12 protein-coding genes are annotated in these 17,104 nt (G+C 69.9%); all 12 read right to left on the minus strand.

Features of this window, described 5'->3' with window-relative positions:
- Positions 1-18 precede the first annotated feature (18 nt).
- Genes AB8808_RS14245 through AB8808_RS14300 form a run of 12 tightly spaced genes read right to left on the minus strand, consistent with a single transcriptional unit; the run spans position 19 to position 17,104 of the window.
- Complete coding sequence (locus AB8808_RS14245) at positions 19-3,945, minus strand: type VI secretion protein IcmF/TssM N-terminal domain-containing protein (protein ID WP_369930325.1); 3,927 nt, start codon at positions 3,943-3,945, stop codon at positions 19-21.
- On the minus strand, positions 3,942-4,718 hold the full coding sequence (locus AB8808_RS14250; protein WP_369930326.1) for a DotU family type IV/VI secretion system protein: 777 nt from the start codon (positions 4,716-4,718) through the stop codon (positions 3,942-3,944). The genes AB8808_RS14245 and AB8808_RS14250 overlap by 4 nt, the downstream gene beginning before the upstream one ends.
- Positions 4,719-4,721: 3 nt before the next feature.
- Entirely contained in the window at positions 4,722-6,119 is a 1,398-nt protein-coding gene (tssK, locus tag AB8808_RS14255; protein WP_369930327.1) for a type VI secretion system baseplate subunit TssK, read from the minus strand.
- A gap of 11 nt (positions 6,120-6,130) precedes the next feature.
- Positions 6,131-6,598 carry a hypothetical protein gene (locus AB8808_RS14260; RefSeq protein ID WP_369930328.1) on the minus strand — a complete coding sequence of 156 codons (468 nt, stop codon included), beginning with the start codon at positions 6,596-6,598 and terminating at the stop codon, positions 6,131-6,133.
- On the minus strand, positions 6,598-7,026 hold the full coding sequence (locus AB8808_RS14265) for a DUF4150 domain-containing protein (protein WP_369930329.1): 429 nt from the start codon (positions 7,024-7,026) through the stop codon (positions 6,598-6,600). Before AB8808_RS14265 ends, AB8808_RS14260 begins: the two co-directional genes overlap by 1 nt.
- Positions 7,001-7,552, minus strand: coding sequence for a DUF3540 domain-containing protein (locus tag AB8808_RS14270; protein WP_369930330.1), 552 nt, complete (start codon positions 7,550-7,552; stop codon positions 7,001-7,003). The genes AB8808_RS14265 and AB8808_RS14270 overlap by 26 nt, the downstream gene beginning before the upstream one ends.
- On the minus strand, positions 7,552-8,619 hold the full coding sequence (locus AB8808_RS14275) for a pentapeptide repeat-containing protein (protein ID WP_369930331.1): 1,068 nt from the start codon (positions 8,617-8,619) through the stop codon (positions 7,552-7,554). Before AB8808_RS14275 ends, AB8808_RS14270 begins: the two co-directional genes overlap by 1 nt.
- Positions 8,616-11,207 (minus strand): DUF2169 domain-containing protein, encoded by a 2,592-nt coding sequence (locus AB8808_RS14280; protein WP_369930332.1) that lies wholly within the window; start codon positions 11,205-11,207, stop codon positions 8,616-8,618. Before AB8808_RS14280 ends, AB8808_RS14275 begins: the two co-directional genes overlap by 4 nt.
- Positions 11,208-11,215: 8 nt before the next feature.
- A complete protein-coding gene (locus AB8808_RS14285; RefSeq protein ID WP_369930333.1) occupies positions 11,216-13,771 on the minus strand; it encodes a contractile injection system protein, VgrG/Pvc8 family in 2,556 nt (851 codons plus the stop codon).
- Entirely contained in the window at positions 13,768-14,949 is a 1,182-nt protein-coding gene (tssG, locus tag AB8808_RS14290) for a type VI secretion system baseplate subunit TssG (RefSeq protein ID WP_369930334.1), read from the minus strand. The genes AB8808_RS14285 and tssG overlap by 4 nt, the downstream gene beginning before the upstream one ends.
- A complete protein-coding gene (gene tssF / locus AB8808_RS14295) occupies positions 14,913-16,736 on the minus strand; it encodes a type VI secretion system baseplate subunit TssF (RefSeq protein ID WP_369930335.1) in 1,824 nt (607 codons plus the stop codon). The genes tssG and tssF overlap by 37 nt, the downstream gene beginning before the upstream one ends.
- Entirely contained in the window at positions 16,733-17,104 is a 372-nt protein-coding gene (locus AB8808_RS14300; protein WP_369930336.1) for a hypothetical protein, read from the minus strand. The genes tssF and AB8808_RS14300 overlap by 4 nt, the downstream gene beginning before the upstream one ends.

Genomic DNA, 17,104 nt, shown 5'->3' on the forward strand with positions numbered 1-17,104 from the left:
GTCCTCCTGGGGGATTCATTACGGCTCCGGTGCCTGTTGCGGGAACACGGGTACGTGCAGCGGCTGCGCGGCATGGGTGGTCGGATCGTTCGACGACAGCCGCAGCGCGATGTACAGCCGTGCCCTTGCGACGGTGTCTTCGCCAGCCGACGGTGTGCTGACCACGGTGGGCACGTCGAACCCGAGCAGCACCGCATCGGGGTCCAGGCCGCTGGCGGAAGGCGCGCGATGCGTGTCGATGAAGTGCAGCAGCGCCCAGGGGCCGTCCGCGCGATACACGGCATGGTGGCCGTTCACGCCCAGGTCCGCCTGCGCCGGATCGGCCACGGGCGTGTAGCGCGAGCTGTCTGCCCAGGCCAGGTCGAGCGACACCGGCTGGCCAAACGTCCACGCCAGCGTCGGCGCCACATCGGGCCAGTTGGCCTTGCCGGTGCCGCTGGACAGCGTCCAGCCCACCAGCTGGTTGCTCAGCGGCGAATCCTGCGGGCGCGCACGGAAGGTCACCTCCATGGACAGCGGCGCACCGACCGGCACCACCGAAAGGTTGCCGGCAAAGAAGGCCTGCACGGCGTCCAGCTGCGCGATGAACGCCTTCATGCGGGCGGCGCGGTCGCCCTTGGCGGTGGCCAGCCAGGTCATCAGTTCGACCTTCTCCTTCGCGTAGTACACGAAGAACGCCCGTACCGTATCCGGCGTCACCTCGTGCGCATCCGGCGGACCGAACGGGTAACGCCCGGCCACCTCGCTGTTGAACAGCATGGCGATGCGATAGAAGTGCAGCTCGGAGCCGGCCTTGCCCTGCGCCGTACACGCCAGCGTGGCCTGGCGCAGCATCGCCTCGCGTCGCGCCGAGAACAGGTCGTTGCCCCCGGCCGGGCCACGATAGGCCGACAGCGCCGCATCGCACGTGGCATAGGTGAGCGTGGCCAGCTGCTTGAGGAACAGGTCTTCCAGCGCAGCCACCTGCCCCGCCGGATCGGCGAACTGCACGGCGCGATTGAACTGGTCGATCGTGCCGTCCCAGTAGACGTCGGTCTGCGCATTCAGCCGGTGGGTATCGCTGGTGCCGCGCGAGTTCTTCAACAGCGTGACGAAGGGCGCGGCGTAACCGGACAGCACCTGCGCGCGCGCCAGTTGCCGTTGCAGGTACGCCTGCAGCACGGGGGTGCTGCCCAGGTCGAACATCGGCGCGTCGCCCGCCTCGTTCGCCGCCTGCACGGGCGGCGCGTACAGCTGGCTGGCCGAGGCCAGTCCGGAGACGTCCATCAGCATGCCCGAGGCGTAGTTGCGCGCGCACTGGCCGACGCTATCGGCCAGTGCGGCGAAACGCAGCTGGCGCAGTTGCTGCAACGATTGCAGCATCGGCCCGATGGACGCCGACAGGGCCGCGCTTTCCGTCGACAGCTCCCGATCCAGGGCCGAGACCGCGTCCAGCCCCGGCGAATCGCCCTCGCCGACGCGCTGGCGCTGGTTGCGCGCCAGGCTGTCTTCCAGCGTGCGCGCCAGCTGCGCATGCGCGATGCGCTCATACAGCGGCTCGGTGCCTTCGGCCACGGGATGCGCCTGGCGCTCGCGCGTGCCGAACGCCTGGTAGTCGCGCAGTTCTCCCAGCACTTCGTCGAACGCCCCCGCGCGGAAACCACCGGCCGAACCGTTGCAGCTGAACGCCTGCATGGAAGCCACCTGCATGAAGCCCATGCCGGCCAGTGCATGCAGGCCGCTGGCCTCGGCGGCCAGCCCGGGGCTGATGCCCTGCAACTCGCCCGTGGTCGCGTTCACCGTGAACAGCGCGCCGTAAGGCGGCACCGAGGCCTGGCGCAGCGTGGCCACCGCGGGCAGGTAGCAATGGGTCGTGTCGAAGTGGCCCAGCGTGTCGCGCAACGAGGCATCGTAACCATGCTTGCGGATCAGCACGTCGATACCGGGGCGCAGGGCATCCACCTCGCGTGCGCAGGGATTGGACGCGGGCGTGGACAACACCCAGCCCGTGCCGACCCAGCGCAACCAGTCGTCGAAGGCACGCAGGGTGGGCAGCACCGGCGGCCGGTCGTCCTTCAGTTCGGCCAGCAGTGCGGGACCCGAGGCCACGCGCCGGGAAAGGTCGCTCGCGGCTTCTTCGGCCATGGTGTCGAAACGCTCGATGAGCTGGCGCTGGCGGTCGTGGCCGATGTCCGGCGCCGACCCGTAACGGGCCGCGAGCAACGCCTTGCCGAGCATGCCGTCGGCTGCCAGCGCATCCCTCGGCACCGGCTTGCCGTGCACGTAACGCGACACATCGGCGAACGCCGCCAGCAACGCACGCACGCCACCCTCGTCCGCGGGGTGGCCCAGGGTACGGAAGCGCGCCAGCGCATCCTCCAACGCCGCCAGGTGCGACAGCTGGGCGTCGAGTTGTGCGTGCGCGCGCTCGAATGCCTGGTCCGGGGGCACGTCGCCGCCGGCCGGCGCCAGCACCGCCGACGACAAGGTATCGATACGCTTCTGCAACTCGCAGGCCAGCGACGGCAGCAACACCTGATCCAGCGCCTTGCCCGAGACGGTGCGCACCACCCCGTCGGGAATGCGCCGATCGACCCATGACGCCGGGATCGCGAGGTAACGGGTGCGCGTGTCCAGCCGTGCGATCTGCCCGACCAGTTCGTTGAAGCGGCGTGCATCCAGGCAGCCGCCACGGGCCAGCGCATCGCTGCTGGCCGAGACATCGACGACCATGTCGTGCAGGGCCTTGCCCCGCGAGGCTACGTGCCACGCCGTCCAGGGCAGCGCGACGACCCCTGCCAGCGCCGCCGCCGCGACGCCCAGCTGCAACCCGCGCAGCAGGCGGTTGCGCGCCAGGATGCCCTTGCGCGTGCGCTGCGCCAGGCCCTTCTCGCCGAACACCTTCTCCGCCAGCAGGTCGCCCAGGAAACCGACGTCCCGGCGTGGTGCGCTGGCCGCCGCGCCGTCGCTGCCATCCGGCCCGACGAAATAGATACCGCGACAGAACGCCCGTGTCTCGTACATATTGGGCTTGAACACGACATCCAGCACACGCTGCAACGGCACCTGCAGGCGCCGCATGTGCTGGGGAAACAGGAAGAAATCGTCCGCGTCGTCGATATGGTCGCGCGCCGCCGCGCTGGCCAGCACCAGCGTGCGCAGGCCGTCCAGCAGCTTGCCGAAGGCCTTGGCGATCCATTCCGCCGGTGTGCCGTTGTCGTCCAGCGTGGGACTGGACCAGCCGACGATCTCGCGGCGCAGCGCCGGGTCCTGCGCGGCCCAGAACGCATCGAAGCCGGGCACGGCATCCATGCGTGTCAGCACCAGGTACACGGGCAACGCATACGCGTAGCGCTCCTGCACCGAGTACACGCGCGTGAACATCGCCTGGGCCAGCGCATCCAGCGCGGCATCGTCGGACGACAACAGGCGATCCGCGGATAACGCCCAGACCAGGCCGTCCACGGCACGGTCCGGACGCAGGCTTTCGATATCGCCGAGCAGGTCGTGCCAGTGCGCCTGCCCGGCCACCTCGGGCGCGGTGGTGGCGTCGGGGTCTAGTAGCACGCCGCTGTCGAGGAAACGCCACTGCGCACGCGGCACCGAGGCCCGCAGCCAGGCCTCGTTGCGGAGGTCGGCTCCGCTGGGTCGGCGCAGCAGGTCGTCGGGCACCGACGCGGCGAGACTGCTCTTGCCGTCGCCGGCCATGCCCAGCAGCAACAGCCAGTTGCTGCGATAACGCCAGTCGCGTCGCGCCAGGAGGTAGCGCACCGCGCGCTCCACCACGGCGTAACGCCGGCGTGCCGCGTCGCGCAGCGTGACCCAGCGACCGTGCCCCGCCACCTTGCGCGGCACGCCGCGTACCGCTGGCACCGCGGGTGCACGGCGCGCACGCCACAGCAGCACGACGATCAGCAGCAGCGCGACCACTGCCAGCACGAGGCAGACGACGAACGCGCGGCTCACGACGCGGCTCCGGCGGTGCGCTGGAGGGTATCCAGCAACGACCAGGTCAAGACCAGCCACACCACGGAAGAGACGACCAGATAGGCCAGCGCGCCATACAGCGCGCCGCGCACCCACGGCATCAGCGCCGTGCGGCTGTTGTCGCGATCGGTGCTCACGGTGTGCTTGTACGCCTCGTCGAAGGCATGCCGGCGCGCCACGCCCAGGTCGCCCTGGCTGGCCAGCTTGTACAGCTTGCCGCGGAAGGCGGCGATCGCCGCCTCGCCCGAGGGCCCGCGGTAGCGCCCCTTGAAGCCCAGCTGCAAGGCGAGCAGGAAGACGCCGGCCAGGTCCGCATCCAGGGGCGCCGGCGCACGCGACTCCACCAGCGCCTGGGCCAGGTCGAAGAACCGCCGGCCGGCGACGCGGCTGCGCTCGACGCGGTATTCCAGCAAGTATTCCGGCCAGTGCTCCGCGCCGGGCCAGGCCAGGTCGAGGATGAATATCTCATCGGCCAGGGCCAGCATCGCGTAACGCGCGCGGATGTAGACGGTCAGCTCCGCTTCCGTCGCCGAGGCGACGACCTCGTGCTTCTGCTTATCCAGCACGTCGAGCAGGTAGGCGGACACGCGTGCGGCCAGATCGTGCGCGGACAGCACTACGCGGGGCGTATCCGGCTGCAACAGCCGTTCCAGCTCGCCACGCTGCGCCGCCTGTTTCACCTCGGCCACGGTCTCGTAGAACGCGGCGAAGCGTCCCAGCAGCGACACGTAGGCGGGCGAGGCGGTCGGCATCGATCAGTGCCCCGCCGCCACGCGCGGCACGTAAAGCGTGATCGCGGTGGGCACGTGGCTGCCCGGTTCACCCAGGATCACCAGCGTGCGGCCAGCCACGAGCAGCGCGCGCGGCGGTCCGGTTTCCGGGTCGATCCGTCGCTGCGCCACCCCGTAGACGAACGAACCCGCCGGAAGGTTCAGTGCCTTCACCTCGCCGGCATCGGCGGGCGTCACGGGCGCCCCGGTGTCGCGGCGGCGCACCAGGGTGGAGACGAGGTCGTCGGTACCGATGGCCGCGGTGTTGATCCAGTCGTGCAGGGTCTGCGCGGTCTCGCCCACCGCCGGCCGCAGCTCGATGAGCAGGCGCGCGGTATCCATGCCGGGCGGCAGCACGCACTGGAATCCCGAGACGCCGACGCGGCGGAACTCGTAGACCTCGTAGTCCGCGTTGAGTCGCGTCAGTTGCGCATCGATGTAGCGGAAGGCGCGTTCGAACTGTGGCAGGCAATCGTCGTGGTCGTAGCCGCCCAGGGCGGGCGGCTGCGGTGCGCCGTCGCTGGCGGCCAGCACACCTACCAGCCCGGCCAACGCCTTGTATGCCTCGAAAGGATGCACTTCGCCGGATTGCAGCAGCACGTCCAGGCCGGGCAGCACGGTGACCAGGAACCGCGCCGCGCGTACCTGGGCATGCGACTCGCTGGCCAGCCGACGCTCCGCGCGATCGACGCCGGCACCCATCAGCTCGCGATACTTGGCCCACAGCAGCACGGACAACCGTTTGAGCCGGGCATCCAGCCCGCGCTCGCCGTGGACGGCGGCGGCTTCCAGCCGCAGCAGCGGCGGATGGAACGGCGCCAGGCCGACGCCGCGTGCATCGCCGGTCAGGCGCAGCAGCGGGAACGAACTGTAGGACCGCGGTACCGCGTCGCCCGCCATCAGCGAATACACGGGGCGCAGGCGATCCACCGCGATCTCGTCCCTGCCCGTGTGCTCGTCGGCCACCAGGTCGCCGGCCACGGTGGTATAGCGCTGCATCTCGCCGTGAACGTTGGCGGCGCCCTTGCCGCGCACGGGCACGCACAGGTGCACGGTGACGTTCGGTTCGGCGATCCATCCGTGGCCGGAAAGGTCCAGTTGCAGGGGCGCCGCGCCCACGGCCTCCTCGTGATCCACCAGCAGGCCATCGCGCATGACCGCACGCACACGCGTGATGCGTACCACGCCCCGGGCCAGTTCGGTCGGGTCGATCGCCAGGTCCAGCAGGCCCCAGCCACGCGGCTGCACGGTGGACAGGCGTTGTTGCAGCAGGGCATGCCAGTAGATGTCGTTCTGCTGGAAATGCTGCGGCGACAGCAGCATGCCTTCCGACCACGAGACCGCATCCGGCACGTCGGGCAGATTGTCCGTCAGGGTGTTCATCGGCATGTGTCCTAGGGGTCCGTGACCGTGATGCGCGACTCGTTGAGCCACAGCACGGGGTTGCGGTATCGGGTGAGGTCAAGGCGTCCCTGCCCCGCCGGCGCGACGTAACGCGCGAAGCCGTAGACGGCGACGGCCTTGGCGTGACGCTTCGGCAACGGGAAAGGCACGATGAGCTTGTCGGGTACGACGCCGATCGGTGCCACCTCCAGCGCGGCCCCACCGCCCGCGACGATGTCGTCGCGATGGGCGAACCACTCCGGCGAGGTCTTCGGCAGCAGGGCCGCGGCATCCGCACTGTAGGCGAACACCAGTTCCAGCTGCGTGGCCGAATTCAGGTTGGCCCCGGGCGGCGCGGCGATGCGCACGCTGCGCAACGAGGTGGTCTCGACATGGCCCGGCACCAGCTTGCCGAGCGCGGCGCAGCCGGCGATGGTCGCGGTGAACGACAGCAGCGCGATGAGGGTGGCCGGGCGCATCAGCTCATCACCAGCACGGTGACCTGCGCCGGCGTCAGCGACACGCCGACCATGTTCGGCAACAGGCCGTTCTGGCCGACGATGCCCAGCATATGCGTGCACGGCATGGCACCCATGAACACCTTGACGCTGCCCAGCAGCGAGCGGAACGGCCCCATGATCAGGTGCGACACCACCCCGCCCTCCAGGCCCACCTGGTCGCCGTTGCTCAGGGCACCCACGGTGATGAGGTTCTCGGCAAGCCCGCCACCCACGATCACTTCGAACTGCGCGGGGATATCCGCCGTGGACAGGGCGATGTTGGGAAAAGGCAGCGGCGTGGGCACGCCCAGCACCGGGACGAAGCACACATCCGGGAAAGCGAAGTCGAGCACACCGAGATTGGTATTGACGAACATCGGGTCAGCCCAGGGTGATGCGTTCGGCATCGATCTTGACGTCCTGCCGCGCGTCCAGCACGGCCTGCTCGCCGTCCAGCCGCAGGAGATGGCGCGCGCTGACCAGGAACTGGTCCACCTTGCCCACATAGGTGGCCGCGGTATGCACCAGCGACTCCGCCGCGCTGGCGAACAGGTTGCGCGCCGACAGCATCAGCGAACCGCGCACGGCGGTCAGTTCGATACCCTGCCCGGCACGCACGGCGATGTCCTTCGTCGCCGTCACGTCGACCGTGTCCTGGCGCAGCGAGAGTCGCTCCGCACCCGGAACGCTGAGGCAGGCGCTGCGACGGTCCTTGCGGTCCAGCACGTGCAGCACGAACAGGTCGTCGTCGCTGCCGTGCAGCAGCACGCGGTCGCCCGGTTCGGGGGTGACCAGACACGACACAGCCTGGCGGGCGAGGCGCCCGTCGGCCAGTCGCCAGGTGCCCGCCTCGGCCATGTCGCGCACGATGGCATCGACGCACGGCGCGGGGTGGCGTGCACGCGGGAAGGAACGCGAATGGGCAGCAAGCATCAGTGGATCTCCAGGGCAAGGGCACGCGCTTCGGCGGCCAGTCGCAGGGGCGACGTGCCGCGCACACCGTCGCGGCGGGCACCGCGCTCGTCGGCATCATGCAGGTGCAGGTTGTGGGTGCTGGCGTGGCGCAGGTCGGCCCCGCGCAGATCGACGGTGCGGGCCGTGGCATGGTCGAGACGGGCGTGGCAGAGCGTGGCCCCGGCCAGGCTGGTGTCGTCGAGCGACGCGTGGTCCCACACGCTGCCGGTGGCCCGTGCACCGTCCAGTCGTACGCCGCGCAGCACCGCCGATTGCAGCAGTGCCTCTTCGCAGCACAGGCCGCGCGCGTCCACATCGTCCAGCGTGGCTTCGAGGAACAGCGTGCGCGTGGCGTCCACCTCGCGCAGGTCGCTGCCGACGAAACGGGCCTGGCGGCAGTTCGCCTCGCGCAGGCGCGCGCCGCGCAGGCGGGTACCGACGAAGCTGGCGCCGTCGAGCATGCAGCGTTCCAGGCAGATGCCATCCAGCACCATGCCGTCGAACACGCCCTGGTTGAAAACGGCACCGCGCGCGACGAGTCCGTCCAGTGCGGTGACGCGGAAGTCCGCCTGGGCGATGACGCTCTGGTCCAGCGTTGCGCCGCGCAGCGACAGGCCGTCGATGCGGCACTGCGCCAGCACGCTGCGCTGGAGCGTGGCACCGTCGAAGCCGGCGCCACGCAGGTCGCCCTGCGCGAACACGGTCAGGAACAGCGACGCACCCGGCCAGCGGCTTCGATCGCCATCGCAACCGGTGAATGCGACGCGTGACAGCTGCGCGGCGTCCCAGCGGCTGTCGGCAAGCAGGCAACGGGTGAAGCTGCAACCGTCGAGCACGGCACCGCTGAAATCCGTGTCGCGCAGGTCGCAGTCGACGAAAGTCACCCGCGACAGGTGGGCTTCGCGCACTGCCCCGCCGCGCCACGTCACATGGCTGGCGACCAGGTCGTCCAGGATGCGGCCGCTACCGTCCAGTGCGCCCAGGTCCACCGCCTGCAAGGGGCGCCCCAACCGGCGCAGCGCGTCGATATCGTTCCAGTCGGTCACGGCGCCAGCCTCCGGCCGGGTTCGATCCGCACGTCGTCCAGCAACGCGCGCTCGAACGTCGCTTCCGCACAGTCGGCCTGCACGAAGTTGGCGCCATACAGGTCGGCGTCGGTGAAATCGCCGCGGCGGCACACCGCCTGGTAGAAATCGGCGCTGCCCGCGCGGCAGCCGTGCAGCACGCTGCCCATGAACAGCGAGCGGTAGAACAGCCCGCGTTCCAGCGTGGCTTCGTCAAGACGCGCCCCGCTGAAGTCGCATTCGCGGAACGAACCGTCACCCAGGTCGGCCAGGCGCAGGTCGGCATCGCGCCAGCTGCTGTGATCGGCGCTGGCCTTGCCCAGGTCGGCACGGCTCCAGTTCGCACCACCCGCCTGCACGCGGAACAGGCTGGCACCGCTCCAGCGGCTGTCGGCCAGCGCGCAGGCCATCAGCACGCTGCGGGTCAACCGTGCTTCGGTCCAGTCGCTGCCCACCAGATTGGCCCCGAGCGCGACGCTGCGCTGCCAGGTGCTGCGTTTCCACCGGCTGTCCGTCGCCTTGGCATGCAGCAGGACGCAACCGACCAGGGTGGTGTCGTCGAGACAGGCCCCCTCGAGCACGATGTTCGGCGCGATCCATTCCTCGAAGCGGGCGCCGGCCAGATCGGCCCCGCGCCAGTCCGCCTCGCTCGCCTGGACCTTGGTGAACGACGCGCCGCGGAAGCTCGACCGATGCGCGCGGCTGCCGGCCAGGTTGGCACCGTCGAAACGCGCCTGGGTGCAGTCGGCGTCGTCCAGGCGCGCGCCGGTGAGCGCCACCTCGCGCAGGTCGGCGCCGTCCAGGCGTGCGCCACTGAGATCGGACGCTTCCAGCAGGGCGCCGCGCAAGTCGGCACCCGACAACGCCGCCCCCCGCAGGTCGGCACCGGCCAGGTCGCATCCGTGCAGCGAACCGCCGTCGCGCACGCGGGCCAGGGTCCAGGCCCCGATCGCCTCGGCCACCGCGGGTGGCAGCGGTCCGACCGGTGCCGTGGCGCTGGGTGCGGCCAGGCGGGCCTGGCGCTGCATGTCCTGGAGCTGGGCGACATCGACCGCGAGCGACGCGTCGTTGCCGGCCTGTTCGATCAGGTCGGCCAGGCCGGGCGAACGACCCGCGGCGCGTGCCAGTGCACGCTCCACCGTGTCGGCCACGGGCGATACGGCGGGCGCCTGCGCCGCCAGCGCCTCCGCGGCCTGCTGCCGGCGGGCTTCGCCCAGTGCGCGCGCCTGCTCGCCGATCCGCGTGGCGCTGTCGATCAGCGGGCCGAGGTCCACGTCGCCGCGTTTCATCGATGCCGTGGACGGGATGGCCAGTGGCTCGGGCGCATCGGCCGGCGGCACGATGGCTGCACCCGGCACGCCGCCGGCCGCCACGAACTCGGCGGTCAACGTGGCCTCACGATGCTGTCGCGCCGCATCGGCCGCGTCGCATTCAGCCTGCTCTTCCAGCGCGCGCGCGGCGCGGGTGGCGGCATCCGGCGCGGGCGTCAGCTGCGCCTCGTTGAAGACATGCCGCGCCGCCGTGTCGCGGTTCGTGCGCAGCGCCAGCACGTCGCCGTAGTAGCCGGGCGTGCGCGGTGTATCCAGCGGGTGTTCGTAGGCCACCATCAGCGCCTGAATGTCGAGCGCCAGGCTGTCGGTCACCGGTACCTCGCCACGATGAATGGCCACGCCCAGTTGCACATCGGGGAAGAACCAGACCGTGTCCCACGCCAACGTCACCTCGTCCACGGCATCGCAGGGGCGACCCTTACGACACACGAACGCCCGCGGCCGGTAGGTCGGCAACCTACCCTCGATCAGCGGATGCTCCGGATGCAGGCCTTCCAGCCGATACGGCTCGCCGCCCTGGAAGTGTCCCGCGATGCGCTGGTCCTCCGGCGCGGCATTGAAGAACGCCGGGTCGGTGTCGTCGGCCAAACCGGGAAACGACTCGGCCTGCCAGCGGGGGCCATAGGTGCCGATACCGCGACGGCGCGGCATCCAGCCCACGTCCAGCGCGCCGAAGCCGGCCGGCACGTGGCGACGCAGGTGGCCGCGCACGGGGTCCGCCGGAAACTCGATGTTGGGCATGGGCGCCTGGTTGCGGCCCAGGAACGCGGCCAGCGGATTGGGCACGTAACCGCGTCCGGTGGGATTACCCGGGTGGCCCGGTCCGCCGTAGGCGCGACTCCAGTCCAGCGGCATGCGCTCGAACGGCGCAGGCGCGGTCACCTTGAAGAAGGGCAGCAACCCGTACGACCACTGGCGATCGCCGAACACGCGCAGGCGCTTGTCGACCGGGCCGAGCTGCAGCCGCACCGTCTGCTCCGTGGTCGCCATGCCATTGGCCGCATAGGCGCTGCCGGCCAGCAGTACTTCACCGCGCGTCTTCGGCATCAGTTCGTCCAGTGGACGACCGTGCGGCAGCTGCGCGGCTACCTTGCGCCATTGCAGGTTGTCGCGCAGCAGCGGGCCGTCGCGCCCGCCGAGCGCGAAGAAGCCGACGGTGGCCACGAGCAACCGATGCGAGCCCTGCCACAGGTAAGGGCGGTGCATCAGGCCGAGCGTCATGGGTTTGACGATCTTCATGCGCGTCCTCAGACGAAAAGGTAAATCAGCGGAAGGCTGATGTTCTCGCTGCCGATGTCGATCGACAGGCGCGATCCGATGGACAGCGACAGGCCGTCGCCGGTCAGGTCGATCGACGTGGACGTGCCGTGCACGCCCACGCGCGACTCGCTGCCGCTGACGCTCACATCGGTACTGCTGCCCGTCACGTTGATGCCGGTGCTCTCGCCCGTGACGCTCATGCGCGTCGCCGTGCCAACGATGCCGATGTCGGATGTCGCGCCGGTGATGCTGGTCTGCTGGGTACTGCCCGTGAGCGACACCGACACGCTGGACCCGGTGACGCTGGTCTGCTCCGCCACGCCGGTCACCGACGTGTTGCGGCTGGTGCCGGTGGCCTGCGTGGTGTCGCTGATACCGGTGACGGAGAGACTGGTGGACGCACCGGTCAGCGAGGTGTCGTTGCGCAGGCCGGTCAGCGCGGTCTGCGTGGCCATGCCCGTCGTCGATGCGCCGATGCTCAGGGCCACCGCGGAGATCACGCTCGACATCCCCGTGGTGTCCACCGCGCAGGTGAGGCCGGTGGTGTTCGCGCTGGACTGCATGCCCGTGCTCGACGTGCTCGTGGCCATGGCCTGCGAGGACACGCGCGTGGCCGTGCCGGTCACCGTGTCGTCGCTGTAGGAGTCGCCGACGGTGCTGGTGCTGGAGGTGTGCAGGCCCTCGAACGTGCTGTACGTGCAGCCCAGCGACTCGGACCGGCTGAGCAGGCCCGCGGCGCCGTTCTCGGAGGTGCTGTAGCTGTAGCTCGCGCCCTGCGAATACGAGGTATCGCGATACTCGCCGCCCGCATAGTGGTCGTTGACGATGCCCACGGCGCGATCCAGGTCGTACGCCGAGCCGCGGCCGAAGCGGATGCTCTGACCGTCGCCGTAACTGGTGGAGTAGCTGCTGCCCACGTGCGTGTTCGCGGTCCAGCCCGACGGCGTGACCACCAGGCTGCCGTTGGCCTGCACGATGCTCTGCACCTCGGGCAGCTCGGACTCGTCGTTGGCCCGCGAGACCATCACCATCACGCCGATCTCGGGCACCGTGGTCATGTGCGCGGCCAGCTTCACCCACACCGGCCCGGCGTCGGCGCCCGGCGTGGAGAAGCGCACGTAGACGCCGCGCGCCATCAGGTCCTGCGGCGTCGCGCGGGTGTCGCGCAGGCGGCTGGACTGCGGATCGAAGTTGGTCGGGTCGTAGAAGCGCCAGTCGTTCGGACGGCGCCCCTGCGTGTCCACCACCTGGGCCAGCAACGTGCCCTGCTGCGTATCCTGCACCGAGAACGCCGTGAGCAACGCGCCGGCGTCGGTCGCCTCGAACGTGTTGGTGTAGCCGCCGTCCGCGCTGGCCTTATGCTGCACACGGGACAACACGAAACGCCGGCCCTCCAGCGAGGGGTGCACCGGCGCCGGGTAACACCCCGCGGCCATCTCGCCCCTGAGGCTGAAGCCGTGGCCCGCGGCGAACACGGAACACGTGCTGCCACCGGTCAGCTGTTGCGCCGACGCGGCAAGGCTGGACGCGGTGTTCTTCACGTAGTGCCGCACCTCGTCCTCGCTCAGGCCGTACTGGTAGGTGCGGTACTGGTTGAACGGCAGCTCGCCCGGGTCCGCGGGCGTGAACGCGCTGAACGCCTGGAAGGTGGGAATCGCATCCACCTGGGACGCGCTCTGCTCGTGCGCGAAGCCACCGTTGACGCCCGTGGCGGTGAGCGAGAGCCGGAACCCGTACTCGAACACGATGTCGTCCTGGGACAGGCCCAGCTGGTCGATCGCGGTATGCGTATAGCGCAGCGGACGGTCGCCGCAGGCCGGCGGATAGGCGGGACGGTTGGCGAACACCACGGTGTGGCCGTTGCCCGTGTGCCGGAAGTAGTAATAGATGTGTGCCTTGCCCATCAGCCGGCGCAGGAACTCGTAGTCGCTCTCGCCGGCCTGTAGCCAGTCCTGCGTGCGTGCCAGGGCGATGTCGTCGTCGCCGGATACGCCCTCCAGCGAATAATCGATGTAATGCGTGCGCATCAGCTGCGCGATCACGCCGCGGATGGTCATGTGCGGATAAACGGCGTAACGGTTGGTCAGGGTCAGCTTCCACAGCGACGGCTTCATGTCCAGCCGGTACACCCCGGGCTCCGCCATCGAAAACGACGCGACCACACCGTTGCGCAACACCATGTCTGCCGCCGTGCCCTGCTTCAGCGCCGACGCGAAGCGCGCCGCGGCATCCGGTTCCCCGCCGCCGTCGGGACGATTGATGCCGACCGTGACCGGACGCCCGATCACGGCGGTGAAATCCAGCGGCGGCTGCGCACCGGGCGAGGTGTTGCCGCGCAGTTCCAGCTGGTAGCCGAACGGCTCCGAGATCGACTCCTCGCCCTCGAACGACAGCAGACGGAACGTCTCGTCGCCCAGCCAGCGGTTGCCCGCCAGGGCGATGGCGGCATGCAGGTACAACAGCGGCGAATCGGACTGCCCCTGGCTGCCGATGGCCCGCAGCGCCGTGCGACCGGCACCGGCGACGGCGACGGCCAGCGTCATGCCGCCACCCCGGATGCGCCGGCGTGCACGGTGAAACGCACCTCGCGGGGAGCGCGCCCGCTGCCCCGCAGCCAGGCCGTCTGACCCAGGCGCGCGCCATACCCCGCGCCGCCGACGGGTCGGCGCGGCAGGGAAAGGACTGCCGACGGAACATCGCGGGGATCGACCCGCACCGTGACATGCACGTCCACCCGGCGGTCGAACAGGTAGCGCAGCATCGCGCACAAGCCCGCATGGCCGTTGCCGAACGGCGGCAACCCGTCGCCGGACGCACCGGCCTGGCGGTCGGGCAGCCACTGGCAGAGGCGCGCGTACGACACCGGCCCGAGGGCCAGCGCGATGCCCGCATGCGGCACCCACACGCGACGGCCCAGCGGTGCCACATCGACCAGGCGTCGCCGGCCCAGCCGCGTACGGTCGCGTGGCTCGATCGCTTTCCAGTCGCCGACCATCTGATCGATGCGCAGGGGCGTGCCCAGGTACACGCGCAGCACGGTGGCCGCGGTGGCGATGCTCTTGCGACCGTTGCCGACCACGCCGGCCAGGGCCAGCAGCGCGCGCCGCGGCATCGGCATGCCCTGGCGCAGGATGGCGTCGCCCTCCCCTTCGAACGCGGACAGGCCCATGAGCGCACCCGCGGCGGCGGCGTACGCGGTGCGTTCCGGGCGCAGCGCGTCGAAACCAAGCGCGCTGGCGGCCTTCAGTTCGTAGCGCAGCGTGCTGATGCGGTGGTTGAAGATATCCAGGAACTCGGCCATGCCCGAGTCGCGCTCGCCCAGCCGTTCGCGCACCCACTCGGCGAAGCTGTCAGGCATTGGTCCCAGCACGCCCAGCAGCGAAAAGTTGCTGACGAACAGTTCAAGCCGCGTCGCCGTCGCCGCGCCGTTGCGCTCGGCCAGCAGCCGGCCATGCGATATCTCGCTGCCCGGAAACGCCGACGACAACTCGCCGCGAAAACGCACCTGCGAGCCGACCCGCCGGGCGCCCTGTGCCTTGAGCTCGTGGCCGAGCGAACGCTCCACGGTGAGCGACGCCTGCTCCACCGTGTCGGAACGGTGGACGGGATCGCGCGGCGGCCAGGACGCCAGGCGCACCCATTGGAAGAACTCGAAACCGGCCGGCCGCGTGCGCAGCCGGCGGTCTAGAGACTCGCCTGTGCGCCAGTCAGCGGTGCCCATGATTTCAGTTCTCCTCGGCGATCGGACGATTCGAGCGTGAGCTCGACCAGGGTGTTGACCTCGGCATACAAGGCCAGGAAACGATGCAGCACGGCGGCGAACAGCACGGCGCTGCCGCCTTCGAAATGAACCGGGTCGACCTGCACGCGCACCTGCAGGCAATCGGCGAAACCACGCCATGCCTCCGTGCGCGGCACCCGCCGCTGGATACGCCGCGTGCTCAGCTGGCGCAGGCCATCGACTTGCCGGTGCCCGGTAACGCTGGCCGTGCCCACGTGCAGGCGCAGCATGTTGCGCAGCACGGCGGGGCCCTGGCCACCGTCCACCAGCGACAGGTGGTTCAGGCACAGCTGCGATACGAGAGCCCACGGGCGTTCACCCACCATCTTCGGCGACTGGTGCGGCGTGGGCTTGCTGGCCACGCGCAGCGTCGCCACCGGACCCGCGCCTTCCAGCAGCAACGAGTCGCCGATCACCAGCTGGGACGGCAGGCGGCGATTGGTGCACAGCGCACGGCCGCCGATCATCTCCTCGGCGGGCTGGGTGGTTTCCAGGTCGGGGTCAAGGAACGACACGTAGGTCTCGGTGCCGTGCACCGTGCCGTTCTGGTTCACCTCACGCCGTGCCGCGAAGAAATAGTCCTGCTGCTCCAGCAGGTGGAATTCGTCCAGCGAGAAATACGGCGCGATCGGTCGCGGGCTGCGGTCGGGCCGGATCGACACCAGTTCCTCCAGCCGGTAGATCTCGCAGTACCGGTGGTTCTGCTCGTCGCCCATGATCCGGTATTCGTAGCGCTGCTGGTCCAGCACGAACGGTTCGATGCGCTGCGGATACAGGTTGACCAGCGGCACGCAGTTCAGCCGCAGCAACCCGCGATCCAGCACGTCCGTGCGCGAGGGCGGCATTTCCAGCAGGAACAGCAGTTCGAACGCCTCGCCCACGCCGGTGACGTCGAGGTCGTGCACTTCGAAGAACATGAATTTCTGCGGGAACGCGAAGTACTCCTGCAGCAGGCGATAGCCGGGGTGGGTCAGCGGACTGGCCTCCAGCATCGCCTCGTCGTCGTCGAACCCGCACCAGCGCAGGCGATCGGCATCCAGGTAACGCAGTTCGGCACTGCCGGGCACGCGTACCGCCATCCGCACCAGGTTCAGCGCCAGCGCGTCGTGGATCGCGTACGACTGGTCGTCTTCGCCGAGGATGCAGAAGCGCAGGAAACCCGGCTTCAGCGCATGGATCGGGTCCTTGCCGCTGCGTTCGATGGACACGCGCAGGACGGACAGCGTCCGCGTGTCGGCGGGGTCCAGCGCGTAGGTATTGGGCGCCACCAGGTCCAGCGCCGAGACCCGCAGCGGCCACAACGGAGTGTGGAAGCTGGTCCGGAACCGGCAGCGCACCGTCTGGCCGAAGTCGTTCTGCAGCGAGGCGTAGGCGAAGCGTCCGCGCTCCAGCGCCGCGCCGTGAACGAAGTTGGCGCCTTCGGGCTTGACGTCGATCTCGCCGATCAGCATCGAGGGCAGCGGCGCTTCCAGGTGCGGGTAGAGCAGCCCGAGCAAGGCGTTGGGCAACACCGCCTGATCGGCTTCGAGCTGGTAACGCAGGCGTCCCGCCATCCAGGCGAACGACTGCACCAGCAGCTCGACATGGGGATCGGCGCTGCGTCCACCGCTGAGGGCGAGCGTCCTGGCCAGGGCCGGGAACGCGGTGCCGAACTCCACCGCCTCCGCGCGCAGCGAAGCCAGTTCCTGTTCGTACCACAGCTTCAGCCGCGGCGACTCGGCGTTCACGCCGCCATCCCGCCATCGGCCAGTTCGAAGCGGAACGGGCCCGCATCGCCGGTCAGCTCACCGACCACGACCAGGGTGCGCGGGCTCAGGGCCCGACCCGACGGCGTCCATGCCACGCTGACATTGCGCAGGCGCGGCTCATAGCGCTCAATCGCCCGGCGCAGCAGTGCGCCGTAGGCTTCCAGGTCCACCCGGCCGCCGCCCATCTCCACGACGCTCGGCATCCCGAAGTCGTTCAGCCGCACGCCCGAGGCCACCTGGGGACGGCACAGCACGATCCGCTCGACCTGCGCCGCCACGGCGTTCGCCAGATCGAACGGCAGCGCGGTGCCCAGTACGGCATCGACGCGGCGAACCAGCTTTTCCAT

It is taken from the genome of Xanthomonas sp. NCPPB 2632, assembly GCF_041228075.2.
Taxonomy (GTDB): domain Bacteria; phylum Pseudomonadota; class Gammaproteobacteria; order Xanthomonadales; family Rhodanobacteraceae; genus Luteibacter.